Annotated in this window: 19 protein-coding genes; 13 read left to right on the forward strand and 6 right to left on the reverse strand. The window is 45.3% G+C overall.

Annotation, left to right across the window (positions count from 1 at the left end):
- Window positions 1-50: 50 nt before the first annotated feature.
- From IQ263_RS05180 to IQ263_RS05190, 3 genes are all read right to left on the reverse strand, one after another.
- Window positions 51-773 carry a pyridoxine 5'-phosphate synthase gene (locus IQ263_RS05180; RefSeq protein WP_194066485.1) on the reverse strand — a complete coding sequence of 241 codons (723 nt, stop codon included), beginning with the start codon at window positions 771-773 and terminating at the stop codon, window positions 51-53.
- A gap of 83 nt (window positions 774-856) precedes the next feature.
- The gene (locus IQ263_RS05185; protein ID WP_194066486.1) at window positions 857-1636 is read right to left on the reverse strand and encodes a nucleotidyltransferase domain-containing protein; all 780 of its coding nucleotides are present in this window, start codon (window positions 1634-1636) and stop codon (window positions 857-859) included.
- Window positions 1633-1848: a hypothetical protein gene (locus IQ263_RS05190; RefSeq protein WP_194066487.1), complete on the reverse strand. Its 216-nt coding sequence runs from the start codon at window positions 1846-1848 to the stop codon at window positions 1633-1635. Before IQ263_RS05190 ends, IQ263_RS05185 begins: the two co-directional genes overlap by 4 nt.
- Before the next feature lie 57 nt (window positions 1849-1905).
- Between IQ263_RS05190 and IQ263_RS05195 the strand changes: the two genes are divergently transcribed.
- From IQ263_RS05195 to IQ263_RS05225, 7 genes are all read left to right on the forward strand, one after another.
- Complete coding sequence (locus IQ263_RS05195) at window positions 1906-2766, forward strand: Tab2/Atab2 family RNA-binding protein (RefSeq protein ID WP_194066488.1); 861 nt, start codon at window positions 1906-1908, stop codon at window positions 2764-2766.
- Between the two features lie 333 nt (window positions 2767-3099).
- A complete protein-coding gene (locus IQ263_RS05200; RefSeq protein ID WP_194066489.1) occupies window positions 3100-4395 on the forward strand; it encodes a TldD/PmbA family protein in 1296 nt (431 codons plus the stop codon).
- A gap of 705 nt (window positions 4396-5100) precedes the next feature.
- Window positions 5101-6057, forward strand: a complete 957-nt coding sequence (locus IQ263_RS05205) for a GDSL-type esterase/lipase family protein (protein WP_194066490.1) — start codon at window positions 5101-5103, stop codon at window positions 6055-6057.
- 757 nt (window positions 6058-6814) lie between these two features.
- The gene (locus IQ263_RS05210) at window positions 6815-7750 is read left to right on the forward strand and encodes a tetratricopeptide repeat protein (RefSeq protein WP_228049799.1); all 936 of its coding nucleotides are present in this window, start codon (window positions 6815-6817) and stop codon (window positions 7748-7750) included.
- A gap of 498 nt (window positions 7751-8248) precedes the next feature.
- Window positions 8249-11059 carry a chloride channel protein gene (locus IQ263_RS05215; protein ID WP_194066492.1) on the forward strand — a complete coding sequence of 937 codons (2811 nt, stop codon included), beginning with the start codon at window positions 8249-8251 and terminating at the stop codon, window positions 11057-11059.
- A 304-nt stretch (window positions 11060-11363) separates the two neighbouring features.
- The gene (locus tag IQ263_RS05220) at window positions 11364-12491 is read left to right on the forward strand and encodes a glycosyltransferase family 4 protein (RefSeq protein WP_228049800.1); all 1128 of its coding nucleotides are present in this window, start codon (window positions 11364-11366) and stop codon (window positions 12489-12491) included.
- A gap of 10 nt (window positions 12492-12501) precedes the next feature.
- Window positions 12502-12735, forward strand: coding sequence for a hypothetical protein (locus tag IQ263_RS05225; RefSeq protein WP_194008452.1), 234 nt, complete (start codon window positions 12502-12504; stop codon window positions 12733-12735).
- A 185-nt stretch (window positions 12736-12920) separates the two neighbouring features.
- Here IQ263_RS05225 and IQ263_RS05230 read toward each other — a convergent pair whose 3' ends face one another.
- Complete coding sequence (locus tag IQ263_RS05230; protein WP_194066493.1) at window positions 12921-13856, reverse strand: DHH family phosphoesterase; 936 nt, start codon at window positions 13854-13856, stop codon at window positions 12921-12923.
- 66 nt (window positions 13857-13922) lie between these two features.
- Between IQ263_RS05230 and bioF the strand changes: the two genes are divergently transcribed.
- Window positions 13923-15092: an 8-amino-7-oxononanoate synthase gene (gene bioF / locus IQ263_RS05235; RefSeq protein WP_194066494.1), complete on the forward strand. Its 1170-nt coding sequence runs from the start codon at window positions 13923-13925 to the stop codon at window positions 15090-15092.
- A 247-nt stretch (window positions 15093-15339) separates the two neighbouring features.
- The gene (pirA, locus tag IQ263_RS05240; protein WP_194008449.1) at window positions 15340-15489 is read left to right on the forward strand and encodes an arginine synthesis PII-interacting regulator PirA; all 150 of its coding nucleotides are present in this window, start codon (window positions 15340-15342) and stop codon (window positions 15487-15489) included.
- 326 nt (window positions 15490-15815) lie between these two features.
- Here the strand turns inward: pirA and IQ263_RS29735 are convergent, their stop codons facing one another.
- Window positions 15816-15941, reverse strand: coding sequence for a D-galactonate transporter (locus IQ263_RS29735; RefSeq protein ID WP_370588980.1), 126 nt, complete (start codon window positions 15939-15941; stop codon window positions 15816-15818).
- 73 nt (window positions 15942-16014) lie between these two features.
- Window positions 16015-17382 (reverse strand): TldD/PmbA family protein, encoded by a 1368-nt coding sequence (locus IQ263_RS05245; RefSeq protein ID WP_194066495.1) that lies wholly within the window; start codon window positions 17380-17382, stop codon window positions 16015-16017.
- A gap of 12 nt (window positions 17383-17394) precedes the next feature.
- Between IQ263_RS05245 and IQ263_RS05250 the strand changes: the two genes are divergently transcribed.
- The 4 genes from IQ263_RS05250 (at window position 17395) to IQ263_RS05265 (ending at window position 25329) form a co-directional block, all read left to right on the forward strand.
- Window positions 17395-17553: a hypothetical protein gene (locus IQ263_RS05250; protein ID WP_194066496.1), complete on the forward strand. Its 159-nt coding sequence runs from the start codon at window positions 17395-17397 to the stop codon at window positions 17551-17553.
- A gap of 179 nt (window positions 17554-17732) precedes the next feature.
- Window positions 17733-22004: a PAS domain S-box protein gene (locus IQ263_RS05255; RefSeq protein WP_194066497.1), complete on the forward strand. Its 4272-nt coding sequence runs from the start codon at window positions 17733-17735 to the stop codon at window positions 22002-22004.
- Window positions 22005-22181: 177 nt separating this feature from the next.
- Entirely contained in the window at window positions 22182-23039 is an 858-nt protein-coding gene (locus tag IQ263_RS05260) for a DUF1361 domain-containing protein (RefSeq protein WP_194066498.1), read from the forward strand.
- Between the two features lie 316 nt (window positions 23040-23355).
- On the forward strand, window positions 23356-25329 hold the full coding sequence (locus IQ263_RS05265; protein ID WP_194066499.1) for an ABC transporter ATP-binding protein/permease: 1974 nt from the start codon (window positions 23356-23358) through the stop codon (window positions 25327-25329).
- The last annotated feature ends 255 nt before the right edge of the window (window positions 25330-25584 follow it).

Below are 25584 nucleotides of genomic sequence, written 5' to 3' on the forward strand. Positions count from 1 at the left end.
ACGCAACGAATTATATAAACCCGCTCTCTGCCACCGGAGGTTTACTCCCACTACGAATTAGAGAGGATGTTGAGGTAAGCTTGCACTGTATTGGACAATCCCATTTCTAGCGCTTCCGCAATTAAAGCGTGACCGATAGATACTTCTAGGATATTAGGAATTGAGCAAAATGTAGCTAAATTTTGCAAATTTAAATCGTGTCCGGCATTCACTCCCAAACCTACTGATTGAGCTGCTTTAGCTGCTAAGGCATATTGTGGCAAAACAGATTCTACTTTACCTTCACGAAAAGCAGTTGCATAGGGTTCCGTGTACAGTTCTACGCGATCGGCTCCAACTTCTTTTGCTAGGGGCATGAGAGCAGGATCTGCATCCATAAACAAGCTGACTCTGATGCCGTTATTTTTTAATTTTTCAATAATTGGTAAAAGCCGAGATCGATTTTCGGGAATATTCCAACCGCTATCGGATGTTAGCACGTCGGGAGCGTCCGGCACTAAGGTACACTGAGCCGGTTTCACATCGCAAACTATATCCATAAATGGCGGCTGAAACGGATTTCCTTCGATATTGAACTCGACAGTTAGCATTTTGGCTAAGTCGTAAACATCGGCAGCTTTGATGTGCCTTTCGTCGGGGCGGGGATGGACTGTAACGCCGTGGGCTCCGGCGGCAATTACTGTTTTTGCGGCTTCGGTAACGCTGGGAATGCCGATGTTTCGAGAGTTTCTGAGGAGGGCGATTCTGTTGATGTTGACGCTGAGTTTTGTCATGGGATTGGAAGTTGCGGATGTTTGTTGATTTTTAATTTTAACCGCTGATGAACGCTAATGAACGCTGATTTTTTTTCCGGCTGTTAATTGGGTTGATTTGGATGGTTTTGCATCAGCTTTTCCGCAAGCGGTAAGGTTTCGGCAAAAATCGCCTCTGCTGTTTGGTGTTTTGCTGCTAAATCTTCTAGATTGGTAATGCAGAAAAGCGGTGCGGTGCGATCGACTATTTGGGACGGAAAATCTCGGCTAAAATATTTGAGTTGAAAGTCGTATCTGTGTGGACGATAAATCATGCCCAACAGTTCAACTAAGGGTAGAAGTGTCCAATTGTGATAGTTGCCGATCGCCTCTACTATGTGTCCGCGATAAATCTCTTTTTTTACCAGAGGTTGCAGCAAATTAAAACGATTTTTTATTTCGTTGAAGCGAATTTGCATTGGGGCAAAATGCTGGTTTGTATCCAAATGAGCGGGTACAATTAGATTGGCTTTGTCAAAGGCGATCGGGACTTTTCCGTGTCTCTCGATTTCGAGAAATTCGTTGCGGCTGCTGCGCCGGAAAACGGCAAAATCAATTAGCAAGAATTGCGGGGTTTCTTTTAGCCGCCAGAAGCACTGCGATTGACCGTGCCAAGCGGGTTCGGTAACTCGATATTTGAGTTCGATTTCGCTAATTTGTGCGAGGGCTTTTTCGACAATTTCAAAGGTTTCTTCGACGCAGTTATCTGCAACGACAACTGCAATGTCGATGTCTGACCATTCGTCGGTGTATCCGTGGGCTGCTGAACCTCCTTGCCACAAAGCTAAAACAAAATCTAAAGGTTGTAGGGTGGAAACAATCTTTTCGAGAATGATTTGTCTCATGGAATTAAGCTATACTGTTGGTTTTCCCCGGGTTCCACAAGTTTAGCAAATATCGCGGGTTGAGATTGCTGTGGCATAGTTGTGCTAGACATTGCTAATGTGTCCGATTGTGTGCTGCGGAAAATTATAGGGGAAGCTGCAAGCGAGAGTGGCAATTTTTGGGAAAGTACGATCGCCCGCTGCGAGAAAATCAGTCTTAAGTTATCGCTCATCAGAAACTTGCCCGCTGTCCGGTAACATGAGAAAGGATTAATTTTTAACAGCGCGGCATGGCTACTATTTGGGAACTTGACTTTTACAGCCGTCCAATTATAGACGAGCGAGGAAAAAAGAAATGGGAAGTGTTGATTTGCGAAAGCCCGCTGAATGTAAGCGACAAGGCAGAATCTCTGTTTCGCTACTCGCAATTTTGCCCGAGTACAACGGTGAATTCCCTGTGGCTGGCTGGCGCGATTAAAGATGCGATCGCCTCTGCACCGAAACGCCCCGAAAAAATCCGCTTTTTCCGCCGCCAAATGGCGAACATGATTACCAAAGCCTGTGAGGAGTTGGACATTCCCGCAGCCTCCAGCCGCCGCACCCTCGCCCTCAGCCTGTGGCTGGAAGAACGGATGCAAAACGTTTATCCCGCCGAACCGGGCTATCAAGCCGCTCCCAACCCGAGCGTTCAATTTGTACCCGAAACGCCCGTGGCGCTGCCGGACGCTTTAATCGGCGAAAAATGGGCGTTTGTGAGTTTGCCGATCGCAGCTTTTGATGAAATGTCCGAGTGGGATATCGGATTTGGCGAAGCTTTCGGGCTACCGATGACAAAGCTGCCGCCTGAAACGCAAATTCCAGGGCTGATCGTCTATTCGTCGAGAGCAACAGCTTTGGCTGGTTGGATGTCGGGTTTGGAGTTGGCTTTTATCAAATTTGAGACTGGCCCGCCAGCTAGGCTGGTGTTAGATACAGGAGCTAACGATCGCTGGATTTTAGCTAATCTTAGAGACGCAGCCATTGAGAGAGAAGCAAAAGGATTTGAAGCGGCGAAAAAACAAGCAAGAAAAGTACATTTTTTAGCAATTCAGTCGAATCCACAATCGGAATCCTTCGCCGGATTTTGGCTGCTGCACGAACTAAGTATTTAGTCAGTGGTTAGTGGTTAGTGGTTAGTGGTTAGTGGTTAGTGGTTAGTTGTTAGTGGTTAGTGGTTAGTTGTTAGTGGTTAGTTGTTAGTGGTTAGTTGTTATTAGCTAATATCAACTGCTTGGTGCCTAATGCTTAATGTCAACTGCTTTCCTAACAACTAACAACTGCCAACAACCAACTGCTTTCCTAACAACTGCTTTCCTAACAACTGACAACTGCCAACAACCAACTGCCAACAACCAACTGCTTTCCTAACAACTGCTTTCCTAACAACTAACAACTGCCAACTGCTTTCCTGCCAACTGCTTTCCTGCCAACTACCAACTACAAAAATGACCAATCACCAATCAGCAGAACAACTGCTAGAATTAGCAACCAAAGCAGGTGCCGAAGCTGCTGAGGTATTGGAATCGCAATCGCTCTCGCGGCCGGTATTTTTTGAAGCAAACCGCCTCAAACAGCTAGAAACCGCCCAAGCAGAAGGTATTGCTCTGCGACTGTGGCGGGACGGGCGGCCTGGGTTGGCGGTGGCCTACGGGCCCGTGGAACCGCAGATTTTGGTCGATCGGGCGATCGCGCTTTCGCAACTAAACGAACCGGAAACCATCGAACTTGGCACCGGGGAAAAAGTTGTGTATCCCGATCTCGGAGTGTCGGTGCCGGCCGAACAGCTAGTAAACTGGGGAAAAGAGGCGATCGCGATCGTCCGCCAAGCCTATCCCGAAAGCCTCTGCACCGCCGAACTCGACTGCGAAATCGAAAGCACCCGCTTGCTGAACACACTAGGCTTGGATTGCAGCCACACCGACACCACCCTCAGCGGTTACTTGTCAGCAGAATTAGTGCGGGGCGAAGATTTCCTCAACATTTGGGAAGGCGAAACCGAACGCGGTACCCTCGACTTAAACACTAGCGCCCAGCGGGTTTTGCAGCGGTTGGAATGGGCGAAAGATAATGTTGCCCCCGCCACCGGGCGCGTGCCGGTGCTGTTTACAGCCAAAGCCGCCGATTTGCTGTGGGGGACTCTCTGTGCGGCATTGAATGGCAAACAGGTACTAGAAGGCGCTTCGCCTTGGAGCGATCGACTAGGCCAACAAGTGACATCGCCCCTTGTCACCCTCTGGCAGCAGCCGGATATCGGGCCCTATAGCTGTCCTTTTGATGACGAAGGCACTCCCACTCGCGCGATCGTCTTGATCGACAGCGGAGTATTGCAGCTATTTTATACCGATCGCACCACCGGTCGAGCCCTGGGAAGCGGCACCACCGGCAACGGATTTCGCCCTGGTTTGGGCAGCTATCCCACACCGAGTTTGTTTAATGTTTTAATTAAACCAGGTTCCCTTTCATTAATCGATTTAATCGCTAAATTAGACGACGGAATTGTAGTCGATCAAACCCTAGGTGGCAGTGCCGGAATTTCCGGCGACTTTTCCATTAACGTCGATCTCGGCTACCGAGTCAAAAAAGGTCAAATAGTAGGCAGAATCAAAGACACAATGGTAGCCGGCAACGTCTACAGCGTCCTCAAACAATTAGTAGAATTAGGAGGAGATTGCGAGTGGAACGGTTCTTGCCACACACCATCTGTAATTGTAGAAGGATTGTCCGTCACCGGCAAAAACTAATCGGTAATCGGTAATCCAACTCTCTCCGGGCACCCGAAAGCGACAAATATTCACAGGAATTACGCATCGGCGGCAAAAAACCGGGTTTTTGGATAAAATAGTGCATCACAGCCTTTAATATCTATGAAAAACCCGGCTTCTTTGATATTGATACGTAACTCCTATAGCGGTTATCAAGCGTGGTGAGGTATGCCCTATGCCCTATCCCGGATATAGCGGTTATCAAGCGTGGTGAGGTATGCCCTATGCCCTATAGCCTATGCCCTATGCCGCACAGTACCTCATATGAGAGGAAAAAAGGCTATAATTCAAATCCTAACTATGAGACTATAGACTATCACGCACAGCCCAAACGATTAAACATCTCCTCGAAAAGCAAATCTTGAACAGACTTTTCGTGCCAGATTCACAATAATTGTTAGAGAAGACTATTGAATAACATTGATGCAGCAGCAAACGAGATGACAATCCAATTATAGCGTAGTAAATTATCAACTCCCCAGCCCAATTGTCTCTTGCTACAACTGTTAAGCTGGAAAGGCCGCGCACCCGACAGATAACTCACAAATTATCGGAAAAGCATCTTTGTTGCATCTGCCTTTCATCTGCCTTTCATCTGCGGTTGAAATATCAATCGAGGAACTATAGAATCTTGTCGGTAGAAGTTCCGGCTAAATCCCGCACTATCAAAAATCTCAAATTTTTATGCGTATTTGTTTTATCGGCGATTCTTTCGTAAACGGTACTTGCGATCCAAAATGTTTAGGTTGGACAGGACGAATTTGCTCAGCAGTTTGCAAGCAAGGACACGATATCACCTACTATAATTTAGGAGTGCGGGGAGAAACCAGTACCGATATAGAAACTCGCTGGTTCAACGAAGTTTCTTGCCGCTTACCTCACTACTGCGATGGTAGAATAGTTTTTTCCTTTGGCGTTAACGACACTCACTTTGAAAATGGCAAAACTCGCGTCGCACTAGAAAAATCTATTGAAAACCTGCGCCATATTCTCAAATCTGCCCAAGAAACAGTACCAGTTTTAATGATTGGACCGCCGCCAGTTATTGATGTCGATCGCACAATCAGAATAGCTCATTTATCCCAAGAGTTTTCCCAAGTTTGCAGCGAGTTAAACGTACCTTATTTAGATATTTGTACCCCGCTCCAGAAATCAGAAATTTGGCTGCAAGAACTTGCCCAAAATGACGATTCCCATCCCCGTGCTGTCGGTTATGCGGAATTGGCTAGAATTATTCACAATTGGGAGAGTTGGAAAGATTGGTTTAAAAATATCACTGTGTCAGAGCGAGAGACAGTAACTCTGTTTAGAGCCGTCGGCAAAAAAGAAATGGAATTAATCAAAGAAAGCGATTTTTTGGCATTTCCGCCACGGCTGTCTTTTCAACCTATTTTTTATCCCGTACTACAAAAAGATTACGCGATGCAAATTGCGCGAGATTGGAATACTAAAGATGCAGCATCTGGATATTTTGGCTATGTAACTAAGTTTCGAGTTTTGGCTGATTTCTTAAACAAATATCCCGTGCAAACTGTCGGGAGTTCGAGCCATCAAGAGTATTGGATTCCTGCTGAAGAGTTGGCGCAATTCAATCGCAACATTGTCGGTAAAATTGAAATTTTTGCAGAATATCAACCGTAAAACAAGATAAATAGGACTTAGGAATTGGCGCTCGGAAAGCGGCTTTGTTGGCGAAATAGGGGTTTATAATTTTTAATTTCTGTAATGTTATGTCCGGTTGTAGGGGGTTTTGGAGTCCTCGGTTTAAGAGCAGATTGAAATCTGCGCGCGCTATCGGTTCGTTTCCGGTAACATCGTCAGGTGATTTAACCGGTGCTAGGGCGCAGAGAACACAGAGGAAGACAAGAGAGAGAGATGAATACAGAAGTATGAAGCGCGGATTTTATCGGACTCGATTTTGTAATTCCGATGCTACCGGATTTGATATTAATGGATCGGACACGATATAAAAATCCGGTTTCTAGACGGAGCGGATCGTTTTCGATACAATAGGAGCAATGACAAATGTTGGATTTTAATCAATTTGAAGTTGTGAGTTTTGACTGTTGCGGCACTCTCATCTATTGGGAAAGCGGCATATTGCCAGTCTTGAGATAATTGCTGTCGGGTCGCGAACTCGATTTCAGCGCGCAATTTTAGAAATGCCGGATTTGAAAAGGTTGGTGGAGGCGATCCGGTAAATAAACCGCAGATTGATGTCAAAATAGTTGTTTAAAATTATAAAAGTGTGGAGATTACTATGAATTGCCAAATATTGACCGGATTGTTGACGGGATTAGTTGTTTCGAGTACCGCAAGTTTGATCGATTGTCAACCTAGTTATGCGAAAAATAATCCAATTTTAAGGGGGATTTCGATTAATTCAAATTTCAAATTGTTGGCTTCAGCAAAGGTGGATTTGGGAGTTGAGGTTGCGAGGGAGCTTGTGGCGGCAGAACCCACAGCCGAGGATTTGTATAATCAGGGTGAGGAGAATTACAACAAAGGAGATTTTCAAGGTGCTATAGAGGCTTACGATGGAGCAATTAAGCTTAATGCTAATTATGTTGAGGCCTACGTTGGTCGGGGTAATGCCCGCGATGACTCAGGAGACAGACAGGGTGCGATCGCCGATTACGATCGAGCCCTAAAAATTGATCCCAATAATGTCTCGGCCTACTACAACCGAGGTGTTACCCGAGCGAGGTTAAGAGACTATGAAGGTGCGATCGCCGATTACACCGCAGCCCTGAAAATTAACCCCAACAATGGCTCGGCCTACTACCATCGGGGTGTTATCCGATCGAGGTTAGGAGACAATCAAGGTGCGATCGCCGATTACACCGCAGCCCTGAAAATTAACCCCAACGATGCGTTAGCCTACAACGAGCGGGGTAATGCTCGCTATATATTAGGAGACAAGCAGGCTGCTCTCGCCGATTTCAACGAAGCCTTGAAAATTAACCCCAACTATGCGCCTGCTTACACAAATCGGGGTAATGCTCGCGATGACTTGGGAGACAAGCAGGGTGCGATCGCCGATTACGATCGATCCTTAAAAATTGATCCCAACAATGATAATACCTACTACAATCGGGGCGTTACCCGATCGATCTTAGGAGACAAGCAGGGTGCGATCGAAGATTACAGCCAAGCCGTGAAAATTAACCCCAACAATGCTCGTGCTTACTACAATCGGGGAGTTATCCGCTATGACTTAGGAGACAAGCCTGGTGCGATACAAGATTTTCAAAAAGCCGCCAACTTGTATCAGCAACAAGGAAACACAGATAGCTACGAAAAAACATTAAACATCATTAGAAGAATCCAATAAATTGATATAACTCCGGGGCGGGTGCCGGTTATGCAAGTTCACAACTTTGATGTTAGAAATATGCGCGCACCAGCCCGACAAAATTATGCTTGTGGCTTGTTTAACCGGACAGAAGCTCAATAAGAGTGCGATCGTTCAACTTGCAACGACTTAATCCTCTTTTCAACTGCTGGGAAAGCGCGATCGCCCCTAGGAACTTACCTAAAGGGCGATCGAGCCTTGTATCCCTTACAGCATTTTTCTAAAGATTTGCTAGGGATAAAGTTCTAGCCCGCCCTTAATAAGGAGCGGTTGTGGGTGGGTCACACTTAGCACTTATTTTGCAAAATGGTATTAAATAAATCTAAATAATGTGGAAAGAGCGAAAATTGGAAAGCGAAATAAGGGCGATCGCACAAATAGTAAATTCGAGATTAAATTTCTGGCATTTTCCCAAACCAAGCAATTTCTTGCTAAACTCTAACCGAGCAGGAAATTTGCAGGCAATAAACGCTATTTATGCCGTACATTACTATCCCTAAACAATTTAGGGAACCTTCCCGGATCGTCAAATCTCAACTATTTTTAAAACCGAGAAGGCTCGCTATTTTTGAAGCTTGCTTGATTGGCTTAGTTGCCGGAATCGCAGGCGTTTTGCTCAAGTCAGGAGTCGGATGGCTCGGCAGTTGGCGAGTAGCTAGCTCCACATTAATTCCAGTTTGGATATTACTCCCCAGCGTCGGATTAGTGGGCGGGTTCCTAACAGGTTTGTTGGTAGAACGTTTAGCTCCCGAAACTGCAGGTAGCGGCATTCCTCACGTCAAAGCTGCTCTCGGCGGTGTCAATCTTGCCTTAGATTTGCGAGTAGCTGTCGCCAAACTTCTCACCACTATTTTAGCAGTTGGTTCCGGTTTATCTTTAGGAAGACAAGGCCCCACCGTACAAATAGGAGCATCTTTAGCAGGCTGGATCGGTCACTTAATGCCTACTTCCCCAGACTACCGCCGACAATTGATTGCTTGCGGTGCAGCGGCGGGATTAGCAGCGGGTTTTAATGCTCCTATTGCGGGAGTTTTGTTTGTAGTTGAAGAACTTTTGCAGGATGTTTCGGGATTGACATTAGGGACTGCAATCATCGCTTCATTTATTGGTGCAGTTGTCTCGCAACTTTTGGGCGGCGATAGTTTAAACTTGAACCTACGCGAGTACCCAATAAGTTTTCAAATTCCCGAAATTCCGTTTTTCATACTGTTAGGAATTTTAGCCGGAATTTGCGGAGCTTTGTTTAGTAAAGGGATTATTGCTAGCTTAAATTTTAACAAGCGAACCCTAAAATTGTCCTTGCCCGTGCGAATTGCTCTTGCTGGCATAATCTGCGGTTCAGTAATAGCTTTTCTGCCAGAAAATTTTCGCAACAATACAGGTTTGCGGGAGTTCTTGCTGACTGGCGAAGCCAACGCTACAACGAGTTTAACTGCTTTCGTAGCTCATTTTTTTCTAACAATTATTTCCGCTGCTTCTGGAGCTCCGGGAGGATTGTTTTCTCCTTCCTTAGTTATGGGTTCTGCCCTAGGTCAGCTTGTGGGGATTTTGCAAGAAAATTCCCTTGGTGTCGGTTTGCCGACAACCTATGCTTTGGCGGGAATGGGAGCGTTTTTTTGCGCGGTTTCGAGAGCTCCGATTACTGCGGTAGTAATTGTATTTGAAATTACGGCGGATTTCAAATTAGTGCTACCTTTGATGATCTGTTCTGTTGTGGCTTATTTAGTCGCAGAAAAGGTAGACAGCGGCTCGTTGTACAGTCACCTTTTGGAGTTTAATGGTATTCAACTGACCCAGGCAAAAGCTGCCACCAATACTTTGAGCGACTTGCAAGCAAACGACGTTATGCAGCGCCGAGTTGAAACTCTGTCGAGCCTGCTGACTTTGGATGAAGTGATGCAGGCTTTTTCGCGCTCGCACCACCGAGGCTTTCCAGTAGTAGACGGCGGTAAATTAGTTGGAATTGTCAGCCAAACCGATTTAGCAAATACCAGCAATCGCAATTTTTCCGGCAACTCCCTGCTGAAAGAATTTATGACTGCACAGCCAATTACGGTAAAAGCAAGCGATACTTTAAGCGAAGTTTTGCACAGGCTCAATTACTACCATCTCAGCCGTTTGCCGGTAGTAGAAGGCCGCCATTTGGTGGGAATTATTACCCGCAGCGACATTATCCGAGTTGAATCCGATCGCCTCAGCGGAGAAACAACCCAGGGCCCGCATCCAGAACCTTCCTATGTAGTGTATCAAACCAAAGCTCCCCAAGTCGGCAACGGCAGGCTGTTAGTGCCACTTTCCAACCCGCAAACAGCGCCGGCTTTGCTGCGGCTGGCGGCGGCCATTGCGCGCGATCGCAATTACGAACTAGAATGCCTGCAAATCATCATCGTACCGCGCAACAGTTCCCCCTCAGAAAGCGCAGTGCGGACTACAAAAAGCCGTCGCCTGCTACAACAAGCCGAGCGAATAATTCGCAATTGGAACTTGCCAGTACACACCCAAATCCGGGTAGCTCACGACGTACCTAACGCGATTTTGGAGACAATTAAGGAGCGACATATAGATTTGATTTTAATGGGATGGCAAGGCGAATTATCCACAAAAGAACGCATTTTTGGCGATGTTGTAGATACCGTGATTCGGCAAGCTAGTTGCGAGGTAGTTTTGGTAAAATGGAGCAAACAATTATTAATAAGAAGCCAAACAAATGTGTTTTCAACCAGCAGCGACGGGGGAGAATATGCCTCTAAAGAATGGCAGTTAAATGCCGCAAAAGTTGATGAGGCAGAAAATTCTACATTGGCTGCATCAAGTTCATCAGCGACTCCTGAAACAGAACTTTTGCCGCCGAATTCTGACATTCCGGTGCCAGAATTGGGACTGCACACGTTGATGAGCTTGCGGCGCTGGTTGGTGCCTATTCGCGGTGGTTACAAACAAGCTGCAGCTTTGCGCCTGCTACCTGCTTTAGTGGCTGCGAGTTCAGTACCGGAGATTAAATTGTGTCAAATTCACCAGCCTTCTGTTGCAGAACCCTCGCGCGACGAATTAAAGCAAGCTGCGGAGTTTGTTCAGCGCCGGGTTAGGTGTTCGGTAATCGCGACTGCGGTTTGCGCTACATCGGTTTCTGATGCTTTAATCGATCAGGCTCAGAACGATCAGTGCGATGCGATCGTCCTAGGAGCGAGTCGCGAAGGGCTACTGAAACAGGTAATTCACGGGAACATCCCGGAAGCCGTGGCGCGCGGGTGCGACTGTACAGTTATTTTAGTGCGATCGGCCTCTTAGTTATTGGTAATCGGGCTGTTAACTGTTGACTGTTGACTGTTGACTGTTAACTGTTAACTGCTGACTGTTAACTGTTAACTGTTGACTGTTGACTGTTAACTGTTGACTGTTGACTGTTGACAAATAACCACCAACAAATAACAACTAACCACTAACAAATAACCACTAACAAATAACCACTAACCACTGAGGGCGGGTACTGGGGCACCGCCCCTACCAACTAAACACTAACAACTAACTACTAACAAATAACCACTAACCACTAACAAATAACTACTAACAAATAACCACTAACAACTAACTAATGACTATGGTTCACTTTAACGTCGGCTTTGAAAACTTTAATTCCTTCGCAGACATTACCCTATCCTTGGCGAAAACATTAGACAAAATGGAAATTCCCATTTCAGTCGCACCATCGCCCATCGCCTCTCACATCACCCGCAATTCCACAGCAGAAGAAAATCACCTACTAGCAAAGTGGATGAACGCCGTACCATCAGATTTATTTCAGATCAAGTGGTCTCATTACTGGAAACCTTATTTTCTCAAAGAACTTAACGGACATCTCAACTTAGAATTTTTTGCCATCAATTACGAATTTACTAGAAACGATGATAATTATGATTATTGGATTTATGATGCAATCAATAATTCATCCCACATTTTAGCCGTAAGTGAATATTCTAAAAACGTTTTAATCAAAGCTGGCTGTCCCGACAAAAAAGTCTCAGTCGTGCCTTTAGGCTTCAATCCTTTAATCTCGCAGCTTTATTCTCTTAAACCGCATAAAACTAAAAACGATGTAAAATATATTCTGCACATGACCAATTCTTATGATTTTTATAGATTTGGCACTGACCTCGCCATTCAAGCATTTTATCAAGAGTTTCAAGATGATCCTAACGTAGAGTTAATTATCAAAGATGGCGGCAAAAATCCTGATGTCATAGTGGAACATCTCGTAAATATCGAAAAGCAATTCGGCAAGTTAAAGCCAAAAGTTCAGATCAGACCTAAATTTTGCAATAAAACAGAACTAGCTGATTTATACTTATCAGCAGATGCTGTTTTAGCTCCGTTTCGCGGCGAAGGTTTTGCGATTAAAATTTTGGATGCCTTTGCTGCTGGCTTACCCGTCGCCATGACTCTGTACGGAGGCCCGACGGACTACGCCAATACTGATAACTGCTATCCCATTGCTTACGATCTAATTCCCGTTGGAGAGTGTTACGATACTCAGTATCTGAAAATCAGAAATGCTCCTCATTGGGCAGAACCAAATGTTCAGTCTGTTCGCGAGCAATTGCGAAAAATTATTGAAGACCCGATGCGTTTTGAGATAGCTCAAAAAGCTAGAGAGACGGCGGATTTATTTAATTGGAAAGCAACGAGCCAAAAATTGCTAAAATTAATGCGAGAGTTGTTTTAGGAGCGGAATTATGGGACTCGAACGCAAAATGTTTAGGGGAATGTTTGCACCTAGCGAAGTCGTACAATTGAAACAGCCTTGTTTTACTCCTGGGCGGTTGTTTGAACCAGGAAAATATAATGCGGCCGATTTGCCGGATGTAGCTTTTGATATGGGTTTAGTAGACCATTTACCCCCAGTCAAAGGCAATAGTCCAGCAAATCTCAACGCCTCGAACCCACAGCCTCAAAACCTTGATGAATAAACTTCCGGCTTGAGGGTTCGGACTTCAGTCACAAAAGACCTCTTGCACTCATTCCCAAATTATCTTGAAATAATCTGGGTTTATCAGTGTTTATCTAGCTTAAATCTGCGCTTGAAAAATCGAGTTTGGATTTATGCAAGAGGTCGAGAAACTAATGTTCAGACTGCCAAAAATATCGAGCCAATTTAACCATTTTGCTCGATCTGGGCAATTAACTCGTTCAAAATTTTACTTGCCTTATCATTTTCAATCTGACAAGTTCCGGCGTTCTGATGGCCGCCACCACCATATTTTAACATTAACTCCCCAATATTAGTTTGAGAAGTTTTGTTAAAAATTGACTTACCAACTGCGAAAACCGTATTTTGTTGTTTCAACCCCCAAAGTACGTGAATCGAGATATTGCACTCGGGGAACAAAGCATAAATTACAAAACGATTCCCTGCATAAATCACATCTTCGTTACGCAAATCCAAAACAACTAATTTATCATAAACTTGGGCGCAGCGCTGTATTTGCTCTTTGAATTTTTCTGATTGCTCGAAGTAAAGATCTACTCTTTCTTTCACATCAGGAAGCTGCAAGATTGAGTCGATAGTCTGACTTTTGCAGTAATCAATTAACTGCATCATTAACTGATAGTTGGAAACGGTAAATTCTTTAAACCTGCCCAACCCAGTTCTAGCATCCATCAAGAAGTTTAACAGCACCCATTTATCCGGGTCTAAAACTTCTTCTTTGGCAAATTGAGCGGAATCTGATTTGTCAACTGCCGCCATCATTTCCTCGGAGATATGGGGAAACTTTGTTTTGCCTCCATAATATTTGTACAACACTCTAGCTGCTGAAGCTGCATAGGGGTCGATAATGTGATTGATTTTGATTTTTTCGTGTCTGAGAGTTTCGCTGAAATGGTGGTCGAAGGCTAGATAAACTCCTTCAACATAGGGTAAATTGGTGGTAATATCGTTATTTGTTATGTCGATTTTTCCGTCCTGCATATCTTTAGGATGCACGAATTTAATCTCGTCGATCAAATCGAGTTCTTTGAGCAAAACGGCACAGACAAGACCGTCAAAGTCGCTGCGGGTGACTAATCTGTATTTTTTAGTGAGTGGCATATGCTTTGGTGATGCGGAGGAACTGATCACCCGCTAATATAACTTATTACCCGATCGCTAAACAATATGAACGCAGACCCTTACGCTTGGATAGAGAAATCCCTGGACACTGTTCGCCGGGCCGATTGGTATCGATCGCCCCAATCGATCGAAAGTTGCCCTGGCCCTGCGGTAAAATTAGGAAACCGCCGGCTGATTAACTTTGCCAGCAACGATTATCTCGGCCTGGCGGGGGATGACAGGCTAATTCAAGCGGCTGTGGCTGCAACAAAGGAATTTGGTACGGGCGCGACGGGTTCGAGGTTGCTCAGCGGACACCGCGATTTGCACCGACAGCTAGAACAGGCTATAGCTAATTTAAAACAAACCGAAGACGCTTTAGTATTCAGTTCGGGATATTTAGCGAATTTAGGGGCGATCGCCTCGATTGTCGGCAAGCGCGATTTGATATTATCTGACAAGTACAACCATTCGAGCCTCAAAAACGGAGCAGCGCTCAGCGGTGCAACAGTGCTAGAGTACGATCGTTGCCCTCTTGAGGATTTAACAGCCAAACTAGAGCAAAATCGGACAAAATACCGCAAGTGTTTAATTATTACCGATAGCGTATTCAGCATGGATGGGGACTTGTGTCCGCTGCCGCAGTTGCTAGCTTTGGCGGAACAATTTAACTGCATGGTATTAGTAGATGAAGCTCACGCTACAGGAGTTTTCGGTGCTAGCGGTGCTGGTTGTGCAGAACATTTCGGGTGTCAGGGATTGCCGCTAATTCAAGTTGGCACGCTAAGCAAAGCTTTGGGAAGTTTGGGTGGCTACGTTGCGGGCTCTGCGGCTTTAATTGACTTTCTCCGCAATCGAGCTGCAACTTGGATTTATACTACAGCATTAACGCCTGCTGACACAGCGGCTGCTTTGGAAGCTGTGAGAATTGTACAGCAAGAACCAGAACGCCGAGTGCGGTTGCAGCGTAATATTGAAACTTTCAAATATTACGCGATAATCGATCGACAATTACCAATTAACAACTCCCTCTCCCCAATTTTTAGTTTGCCCTTAAAAGATGCAGCCACAGCTTTAACAGCCGCCAGCAAACTCAAGGAAATTGGTATTTTTGCTCCAGCGATTCGGCCTCCGACTGTAAGTGTAAGCCGAATTCGGATTTCGCTGATGGCAACTCACGAATTCGCACACCTGCAGCAGTTGGTAGAGGCTTTGGAGCAAGTTTTGAGTTTTTAGTCAATGTACGGTGTGCGCTGCGTACCGCTTGACTAAATATAGTTGAGTTTGTAGGTGCGCGCTTCGCCCTGCTTTAGATTGTGGGAAATGTTAAGATCTCGCTATTGACTTATGGCAAACAGTGTAGGTTATTGCGCTCGATCGCTCCACAAGTGTAAATTTTTTGTAAATTTAGATACTTTTTGCAATTTCGCGCTATATACTAGAAATAGTCGGTACACCAAATTAAATATAAGGAATGTTCATCATGAACACAAATCGCAAAAACGTACAAAAAGTAGCTGAAACCCACCGCGCTAACATTCACAAGCAACTGATGCACCGCATCGAAGTTGCTAGAGCCAGCGGCAATCAAGATTTGGTTCGGGTGCTGGAAGAGGAAATGAAACAGTTGTAAGAAGCTGCAACTAGAATTTGCCCGCAGTCTGGTTTAGAGGGTTGTGCGAGAAATGCAGAAATTCCCGCAACCGCTATTCGTTAAATTTTCACTCCTCTATTCGTTGATAGAAAAAAAAACGGTTTCTTAATGAAACCGGTTTTTTTTTATTGATTGGAAAGGACTGATGACTGATGACTGTTGGCTGTTGGCTGTTGACTGTTGGCTGATGACTGATGACTGTTAGCTGATGACTGTTGACTGTTGACTGTTGGCTGATGACTGTTGGCTGATGACTGTTAGCAGTTAGTTGTTAGTTGTTAGTTGTTATTTGTTAGTTGTTGTTGTTATTGGGAATTGAGAATGGGAAATTGGGAATTCGTAACCAATAACCAATAACCAATAACCAATAACCAATAACCAATAACCAATAACCAATAACCAATGACTAATAACCAATGACTAATAACCAATGACTAATGACTAATGACTAATGACTAATGACTAATGACTAATGACTAATGCCAACTGCCAACTGACTATTGCCTATCTTCCTCCGACTACAACATTTTTAATTCGCAGGTGGGGGCCGCCGACGCTGACGGGCAAACCGCCTTGGCCGCCTTTGCCACAGCCGCCGTAGGCATAAACTGAGTCATTGCCGATCGACTCAATATCCTTTAAAGTCTGAAATACATTGCCGCTTAAAGTGACATCGCTCACCGGTTCGGCCAATTTGCCGTCGCGAATCATGAAGCCTTCAGCCGCCGCAAAGGTAAACATTTCGCCGTTGGTTTGTCCTCCCAACATCCGCACTGCATACACTCCTTCCTCAATGTCGCCCACCATTTCGTCAAAAGAATGTGCGCCAGATTCGATCGCCGTATTAGTCATCCGCACCAACGGCATAAAAGTAGCGCTCAGGGCCCTGGCATTTCCCGTCGGAGCTTCGCCCATTTTGCCCGCAGTCTCGCGATTGTGCATCCTCGTGGCTAAAACTCCATTTTTAATTAAATGCTTGCACTGAGCAGGCACACCTTCGTCGTCGTATTTCAGAGTTCCCGGCAGTCCCGGCAAAGTTGCGTCGTCAATTACATTCAATTGTTCGATCGCCACAGGCTTGCCCAAAGTCAACAATTCCTGCATTTTCGGGTTTTCGTAAATGCCGTCAGCTTCCGACAAATGCCCGAAAGCTTCGTGAATAAACACCCCCGACAAATAAGGGTCTAAAATCACCGGATACTGGCCGCCTTTGACCGATTTTGCTTCAAGTTGGCCGACAGCTCGAACGGCCGCACTTTTAACACGATCTTCAATATTTGTCAACACATCGTAATCCGATCGCGAGTGAATCGATTCAAACCCTTGACGGACGACGCCGCCCTCGCCCCGGGCGATCGCCCCGAAACGCCCCGTCACGTCCAAGCGCTCCTGAGCAATGCAAGTACCTTGAGAATTCACAAAATAAGTAATCCCAAATCTGTCGCTATAACCGGCCATTGTCGTCTGAATTCGCGGGTCATAATCTAACAGCAACTGGTTGTAAGATTCGAGCAATTTCCGCTTTTCGGCTAAAGTAATAGAGCGCGGATCGCGGCCAAATTCCACCGCTACATAATCTTGAATCGGAGCGACATCTGCTAGTAGAGTTTTTTCGCTCCCAACTAAACGAGACTGAACGACAGCTTCTTCAATCCGAGCTTTTAACTCAGCTAAACCGTTAAAAGTTACAAAACTCCAGCCGCCTTTGTGACAGGCGCGGATGCCGCCGGCGAGACTAAAACTGCGGTTGACAGCATCTAACCCAGGGCCGCGAAAACTAATCGCAGTTGACTCGCTTTGTTCGAGGCGAACTTCTAGATAATCTACTCGATCGCGATAAGGTGCGATCGCTTCCATCAACTGTTCCTGCATTAAATTGTCCCTATGAATGATTCGCGCCAGGCGCTGAAAAAAATTATTGCTAACTCTATTTTAGCTAATAATTCCCGTCTTTCGGGTGCGCGCTACCGCACCACAGCGTTGGGGGAACGCGCACCCTACGCGCTAAATGGCGAGCCATTCGATTTGAGATTGAAAACTTAGTCCACAGAATTGATGATTACAGGTTTACATCGCGGGCGTTCGGCCCGCGTCCTAAAGCAAAAAAAACTCGCGCCGGCTCGCGAAAAGCCCGGTATGCCTGAAATTTCGCATCTGCCTAGAAAAATAGAATTAAAATAAATCTATCTAAAGACGTAAAAATATACTTCAACCGCCGGCAGATGCAATACTTTAAGATTAAAAAATTTCAAATTTCACCTTATTTAGCAGCAATTTCGACATTTATAGCGATTTTGGTCGGAGTTGGCATTTTAGATCGATCGGAACAACAGCGATTTTTGCAGTACAAGCGCGCTAGCACGATCGATCGCCTCAGTACAGTCCGTTCTAAGCTGGAAAGCTCTTTGAATTCCCGGCTGTTTTTGATCCGGGGTTTGGTGGCTGACATTTCCAACAACCCAAACATCACCGAAGCCGAATTTGCAGCGACGGTGAGAATTCTGCTGGCACAGCAAACCGGTATTCGCAACATAACTTTAGTTAAAGGCACGACGATTGCTTACATTTATCCGCGGGCGGGAAATGAAAAGGCGATCGGGCTTGACTTGACGGCGCTACCCGAACAGCGACAAATGGTTCAAGATGCGATCGAAACCAGAAAAACTTTGCTTGCCGGGCCCGTGAAATTATTCGAGGGAGGCGTGGCCTTCGTCAGCAGAACGCCCATTTTTCTCACACCCCCGAACGCCGAGCCCGAAACAGGAGTTTACTGGGGGTTGATCGGCGTGATCCTCGATAAAAACTCCCTGATCGAGGAAGCCGGACTCAATGATTCCTCAGCCAACCTGCAATACGCTGTGCGGGGCAAAGACGGGAGGGGAAAGTCCGGGGACGTATTTTTTGGCAACAAGCCGATTTTTCAGAACAATCCCGTGGTTCTGCAAGTGACTTTGCCCAACGGTTCCTGGCAGTTGGCAGCAATTCCGGCGGGAGGATGGCCAAAGAATTCGCCGTTGCGGGGGTGGTTGCTGTTTGGTGGCTGCTTGCTGGCTGTTTTCTGCGGGGCGGTGGCCTTTAGTTGGGTCTACGGGCCTGCGAAATTGCGCGCGAACGAAGCTAAGTACAGGCAATTGGTGGAGAATGCTAACAGCATTATTGTGCAGTTAGACAGCGAAGGTAAGATTACTTTTTTTAATGAGTTTGCGGAAACTTTTTTCGGGTATTTAGAAGCAGAAATAATTGGCAAAAGTGTGATCGGCACAATTGTAGATTCGGCCGATTTGTCGGAAAATCATTTAGCCGTAATAATTCGAGACTGTGCGACAGAACCGGACAAATACTTCAAACACGAAAATCAAAACATCCGCCGCAATGGCGAAAAAGTCTGGGTAGCCTGGAGAAACCAACCTTTGCTCGATGACCGAGGACGAGCGATCGGGATTCTGTCGGTGGGTACAGATATTAGCGATCGCAAAAAAGCTGAAATCGCCCTGCAAGCTTCTGAATCAGAATTGCTAGCTTTGTTTGCTGCCATGAACGACGTAATTTTTGTACTCGATGTTGAAGGACGCTTCCTGAAAATTGCCCCCACCAGTCCTGAACTTTTGTACAAGCCACGGGGCGAACTTGTCGGACAAAAAACCCGCGATATATTTGAGCCAGAAATAGCAGAAAAGTTTCTGGAGTCAATTCGCCTCGCCCTCGCTACTAATCAAGTCAGTAGTTTAGAATATAACCTGCAAATTGGTAGCGAACAAAGGTGGTTTTTCGCTAACATTTCGCCAATGACAGAAAATACGGTGCTCTTAGTAGCCCGTGACATTACGCAGCGCAAGCAGTCTGAAAATTGGTTGAACGGTCAAAAACAAATTTTAGAAATGATTGCTCAGGGCGCTTCTTTGAGCGATACTTTAAATACTTTAATTGAAATTGTCGAACAGCAATCGAGAGATGTCATGGGTTCGGTTTTGCTGTTAGATGAAGACGGTCAACATTTTCTGCACGGAGCCGCGCCGAGTTTGCCGGAAAGTTACAACGCTGCTGTTCATGGTGCCGCCATCGGCCCGAATGTCGGTTCCTGCGGCACTGCTGTCTACCGCCGCGAACAAGTGATTGTTACAGATATTACTACCGATCCTTTGTGGGACAATTATCGAGATTTAGCCTTGACTTTTGGACTGAAAGCTTGTTGGTCTAGTCCGATTTTTTCATCTACAGGTCAAGTTTTAGGCACTTTCGCCATGTATTGCGCCCAACCGCGCGTTCCCCAAAATTTCGATCTGCAATCGATCGAAACTGTCAGGCATTTAGCAGGAATTGCGATCGAGCGCAAACAAGCAGAAGAAAGTCTCAAAAAGCTCAATCAAGAACTAGAAAATATAGTCAAACAAAGAACAGCTCAATTGATGCAAAGTGAAGAACGCTGGCAGTTAGCGCTCAAAGGCAACAATGACGGCATTTGGGATTGGAACTTGCAAACAGGAGAAATATTCCTGTCCAATCGATTTAAAGAAATCACCGGATACGAACACGCCCCAGATATCGATTACTTTGACGAATGGAAAAGGGTCACGCATCCCGACGATTTAGACTTAGTAATGCAGGCTTTCCAAGACCATTTAGATAGGAAAACGCCACATTACATCGTCGAATACCGCTTGTGGTGCTACAACAGCTCCTACAAATGGATACTCAGTCGGGGACAAGCTTTGTGGGAAGAATCTGGAAAAGCCGTCCGCATTGTTGGTTCAATTACTGACATTACGGAGCGCAAACAAGCAGAGGAAGCACTGCGGGAAAGCGAGGCAAAATTTCAAAAGCTGTCGGCTAATTTGCCGGGAACTATTTATCAATGTTTGGTGCGTGCAGATGGATATGTCAGTTTTCCTTACATCAGTCCTGCTTGCCGAGAAATGTTTGAGTTAGAACCAGAAGCTATTTTGAAAAATGCGGATTTACTAATAGATTTGATTCATCCAGACGACTGCCAAAGTTATGAGGAATCCATTACTACTTCAGCGCAAACTTTGCAACCTTGGCAGTGGGTAGGACGGCTGGTGTTGCCTTCTGGGAAAATTCGCTGGTTTCAGGTAATTGCGCGTCCTGAAGCTAAAGAAAATGGCGATCTTCTTTGGGACGGCATTGGCATTGATGTGACGGATCGCAAACAAGCTGAGTTAGCTTTGCAAGAGAGCCAGCAGTTCATTCAAAAAGTAGCCGATGCTACTCCCGGTATTTTGTATCTATACGACTTGGAAGAACAGCGAAATATCTACACTAATAATTCACTATTCACGCTTTTGGGCTATACCTCTGACGACATTATAGCGATGGAGTCGTCAATGATGCCTCAGTTAATACACCCCGAAGATTTGTTGCTAATCGTGAAACATCACGCGAGCCTTGTAGAAGTTGAAGATGGCGAAATTAGGGAAATTGAGTACCGGATGCGGGCAACAGACGGTCAATTTTTGTGGCTGCACAGTCGGGATACTATTTTTAGCAGGAATGCTGATGGTCAGGGTAAGGTAATAATTGGATTTTGCCTGGATATTACGACTCGCAAACAAGCAGAGGAAGCACTGCGACAAAGCGAGGCGCGAGAAAGAGAAAGAGCCGGAGAGTTGGAGTCAGCGCTGCAGTCATTGCGCTCTACTCAATCTCAGCTTATTCAAACTGAAAAAATGTCTTCTTTGGGGCAGTTAGTTGCCGGCATCGCTCACGAAATTAATAATCCGGTGAATTTCATTCACGCTAACATTGATTATCTCAACCAGTATACGCAACAGTTGCTCGGTCTGGTGAATCTTTACGAACAGGAGTATCCGGAACCTAAGGCAAAAATTGTCGATCGCATTCAAGAGATTGACTTGGACTTCATGGCCGAGGATTTAAGAAAACTTGTGGGTTCGATGCAGGTAGGAACCGAGCGCATCCGGCAAATTGTTTTGTCGCTCAGGAATTTCTCGCGGCTGGACGAATCGGCAATGAAGCCTGTGGATATTCATGCAGGAATTGATAGCACTTTGTTGATTTTGCAGCACCGCTTGAAAAGTCACGATAGCCGTCCGGCCATTGAAGTAATTAAGGAGTTCGACAAACTGCCACTGGTGGAGTGCTATGCTAGCCAACTGAATCAGGTGTTTATGAATATTATTGTTAATGGCATTGATGCGATTGAGGAACGCTGTCACAAGTTGTCGGTTTCTGAAGCAGAGAAAAATCCCGGCCGGATTGCTATTTGGACTGGTGTAACGCCTCAAAACACTGTGATTGTGGAAATTTCGGATAACGGTACGGGCATTCCCGAGGAGATAGTCGATCGCATTTGTAACCCGTTTTTTACGACAAAAGCTGTGGGGAAAGGTACGGGGCTGGGAATGTCGATCGCCCATTCGATTGTGGTAGAAAAGCACAAGGGGAAGATTGAATGTATTTCCCAAATGGGACGGGGAACGACTTTTAAGATACAAATTCCGATCGCCAAAACCTAGTCGATTTTAGATTTTAGATTTGAGATTTTAGATTGGTAGGGTGCGTCAGCTCATAGCTGAATTTTCAGGCTGTGAGCGATGAGCCGCGAGCTGACGTACCCTACAAGTTAACCTAAGATAGATCCAAGCTGCTAGAAAAGCGGTGCTGCATCAACCTTTAAATGGATAAAAACTGACATGATGGGATTAATCCTGGAAGCGCTCGAAGCAATGGGACACAATGTCCGCTGGATGTCTTGGAATTTGTTTTTAGGTTTACTACCGCTGGCGCTGAGTTTTTGGCTGTTCCGCAAACCCCGATCGCGCTGGCTGCTTTGGGGTACGTGGGTTCTCCTGGGCGCTACATTTGTGCCGAGCACGCGCCATGTTTTAGCCTATCTGAGGCACATTGTGCAAGATGTGGGCAAAACTTACGTTTTGGGGGCGATCGCCATTACGATCGTGCTGATGGCTTTAGACATCTGGGTACTGCGACAGCGCGGAGTTCGCTCTCTCCGCTGGTGGGGCGGTTTTTTCTGGTTTATCGCATTTTTGCCCAACGCACCCTACGTTTTAACTGATATCATTCACCTGATCGAGCAGATTAAACAGGAGCACTCGGTGTGGACTGTGACTCTGGCTTTAATTCCGCAGTATCTGGCGTTTATGCTGGCCGGCTTTGGAGCTTACGTGCTGTCGGTGATGAATTTGGGTTACTATCTCAAGCAACAGGGTTGGGGTAGATTTATTCTCGCCACCGAGATGATTATTCACGCACTTTCGGCGATCGGCATTTATTTAGGGCGATTTATCCGCTTCAACAGTTGGGACATCCTGACTAACCCGGATGCGCTGGTTAACACCGTCATGAATGATTTGATTGGTAAGCGTCCGTTTGTAGTAATGGCTGCAACTTTTGTAGTAATTGCTGTTTTGTATTGGGTGATGAAGCAAGTGATTTTGGGGATTAGCCAGCGATTTTACAGCACTCAATCCGAGTCGGAGTCGATCGACCAAACCGCGACTTCTTCTGATTCCATCGATTTGAGATTCTAGAGATGCCTATTGAGAATTGACTTGTAGCTCCGTGAATCTGCCAGCTTGAACTAATAGCAGTTCAAAAAACTAATGCAACTCTAGGATAGCTGCTAAACCGCTATTGTATAAGTTATTCTCAATCGAAAAACGCCAAATAAAAAATGAAAATGCTATGAAATCCAATTTTTTGAGATCGAGTATTTAAGCCCGCAAGCAAGTATCCGTCTGTAGGTAAGATGAATTTCTGCGATCGGCTCCCAAATAAATTACTGCAGCCATCGGTAATAAAACTTGATATGTTATAACAGCCGAAGTAGTTTTGTAAAAAGCACAGATGAATCGATTTGACCGTCAGTTGTGGGAGCGGTTTATGGCGATCGCTCAGCCTTACTTTTATCCTTTAGAGCCTGGGGGCGGCAAAAGATTTTTAGGATTAGTCGCACTGCTGTTGATATTTCTCTTTGCTGCGATGTTTGTGGCTGTGAGCGCTTTATGTCTCGGAGGTGCTGCTCTTTTTCCAGATTTTGTCAATAGTATTGCGGCCGGCTTAGTTACTTTGTTGAAAGGAATTATTAATTCGCCCGCAATTGCGATCGTAGCTTTCATGCTAATTATTCCTTTCATTGCTTTTATCTGCTTCAAAAACAGATTGACAGCGCACTGGCAGCCCTGGGCTTTATTGACTTTGCTGCTATTTTTGTCCCTGTCAGTTAGCGGGCTGAATGTAATTATTAGTTATGTCGGTAACTTTTTTAACACAGCACTAGCTAAAAAAGACGAGCTCAATTACTGGAAGTATCTGTTTGTCTATGCAGGCGTTTTTGCACTCGGCACTCCTATTGTCGTAATTTACCGCTACATCCAAGATAAATTAAGTCTCTACTGGCGAGAGTGGATGACAAATAAGTTCCTCGATAAATATTTTCAGAATCGGGCTTATTATGAAATCAATTCTCACAAAGAAATCGACAATCCAGACCAGCGAATTTCCGAAGATATCAAATCATTTACCCGGACAAGTTTGTCATTCTTGCTGATAATCTTGGGTTCAATAGTTGACATTATATCTTTCACAGGTATCCTGTGGTCTATCTCCAAACAACTTTCGATATTCCTGATAGTTTATGCTATCTTGGGGACGGTCGCCACTCTGTTTTTTGGGCAAAGATTAGTACCTCTTAATTTTAACCAACTTAAAAAAGAAGCTAACTTCCGCTACGGACTGGTTCACATTCGCGACAATGCTGAATCTATTGCTTTTTACCGGGGAGAAGAACAGGAATCGACACAAATAAAGCAGCGGTTCGTGGAAGTATTCCGCAATTTTAATTTACTAATTGGCTGGCAGCGAAATCTGGATTATTTCACAACGGGATACGGATATGCTGTTGTGATTATTCCGGCTTTGTTTCTAGCTCCTGCTTACTTTGCCGACAAAACCGATACAATCCAGTTTGGAGATATCACGCAAGCAGGTTTTGCTTTCAGTCAGGTTTTAGCGGCTTTTTCGGTGATTGTAACTCAGATTGAACCGCTGAGTTCTTTTGCAGCTAGTATCAATCGTTTGACTGTATTTACAGATACTTTGGAAGCAGAAAAAGCGGTATCTCGTGCCGGAGAAACAACTATAGATTTAGTAGTTGATTCTCAGTTGACGCTGGAACACGTTACTTTAGATACTCCCAAGCATCAAAAGACTTTGATTAGGGATTTGTCGGTAGCGGTGTCGCCGGGAGAAGGACTGTTAATTGTCGGTCAAAGCGGCGCAGGAAAGAGTTCTTTGGTGCGGGCTATTGCGGGTTTGTGGGACTCGGGCACGGGCCGTTTGGTGCGGCCGGAACTTGGGGAAATGTTGTTTTTGCCGCAGCGTCCTTATATGATTTTGGGCAGTTTGCGATCGCAACTTCTGTATCCCAACACCAGCAGCGAGGTTGATGAGGAAAAATTTCGCCGCGTTTTGGCATCAGTAAACTTAGCAGATTTACCCGACAGATTGGGCGGTTTTGAGGCGGATTTAGATTGGACGGAGATTTTGTCGCTGGGAGAACAGCAGCGTTTAGCTTTTGCCCGATTGTTGCTGACAGAACCGCGCTACGCTATTTTGGATGAGGCGACAAGTGCTTTGGATTTGAAGAACGAGCAACATTTATACGAGCAGTTGCAAGCAACTAAAACTACCTTTGTGAGTGTCGGCCACCGCTTGAGTTTGTTGAAATATCACCAGGAGGTTTTAGAACTTTTGGGCGATGGAAGTTGGCGCCTGGTTTCTGCTGAGGAATACCGCGATAGTGCGAGCGTGTTTGATTGATAGAGGGCTGCTAAAGATGATATTATGTCCGGTAAAAAAATAACGGTCTGGTTTGTAGTGAGGACTGAAGTTCCCATCCAATTTAAAAGCTGAATTCCTCACTACCAACCTGTTTGATAGCTGTTCTTCCCTAGGACATAATATTACTGATTGCATCAGGGTTGGGAGGTTTTCCGCAGTTGCATTGTTTTTTAAACTGGTACCAAAACCTAGAATTTGGGGAAAAATATCTCAAATTTTCCCAACAAAAGACAA

The organism is Tychonema sp. LEGE 06208, assembly GCF_015207505.1.
GTDB lineage: Bacteria > Cyanobacteriota > Cyanobacteriia > Cyanobacteriales > Microcoleaceae > Microcoleus.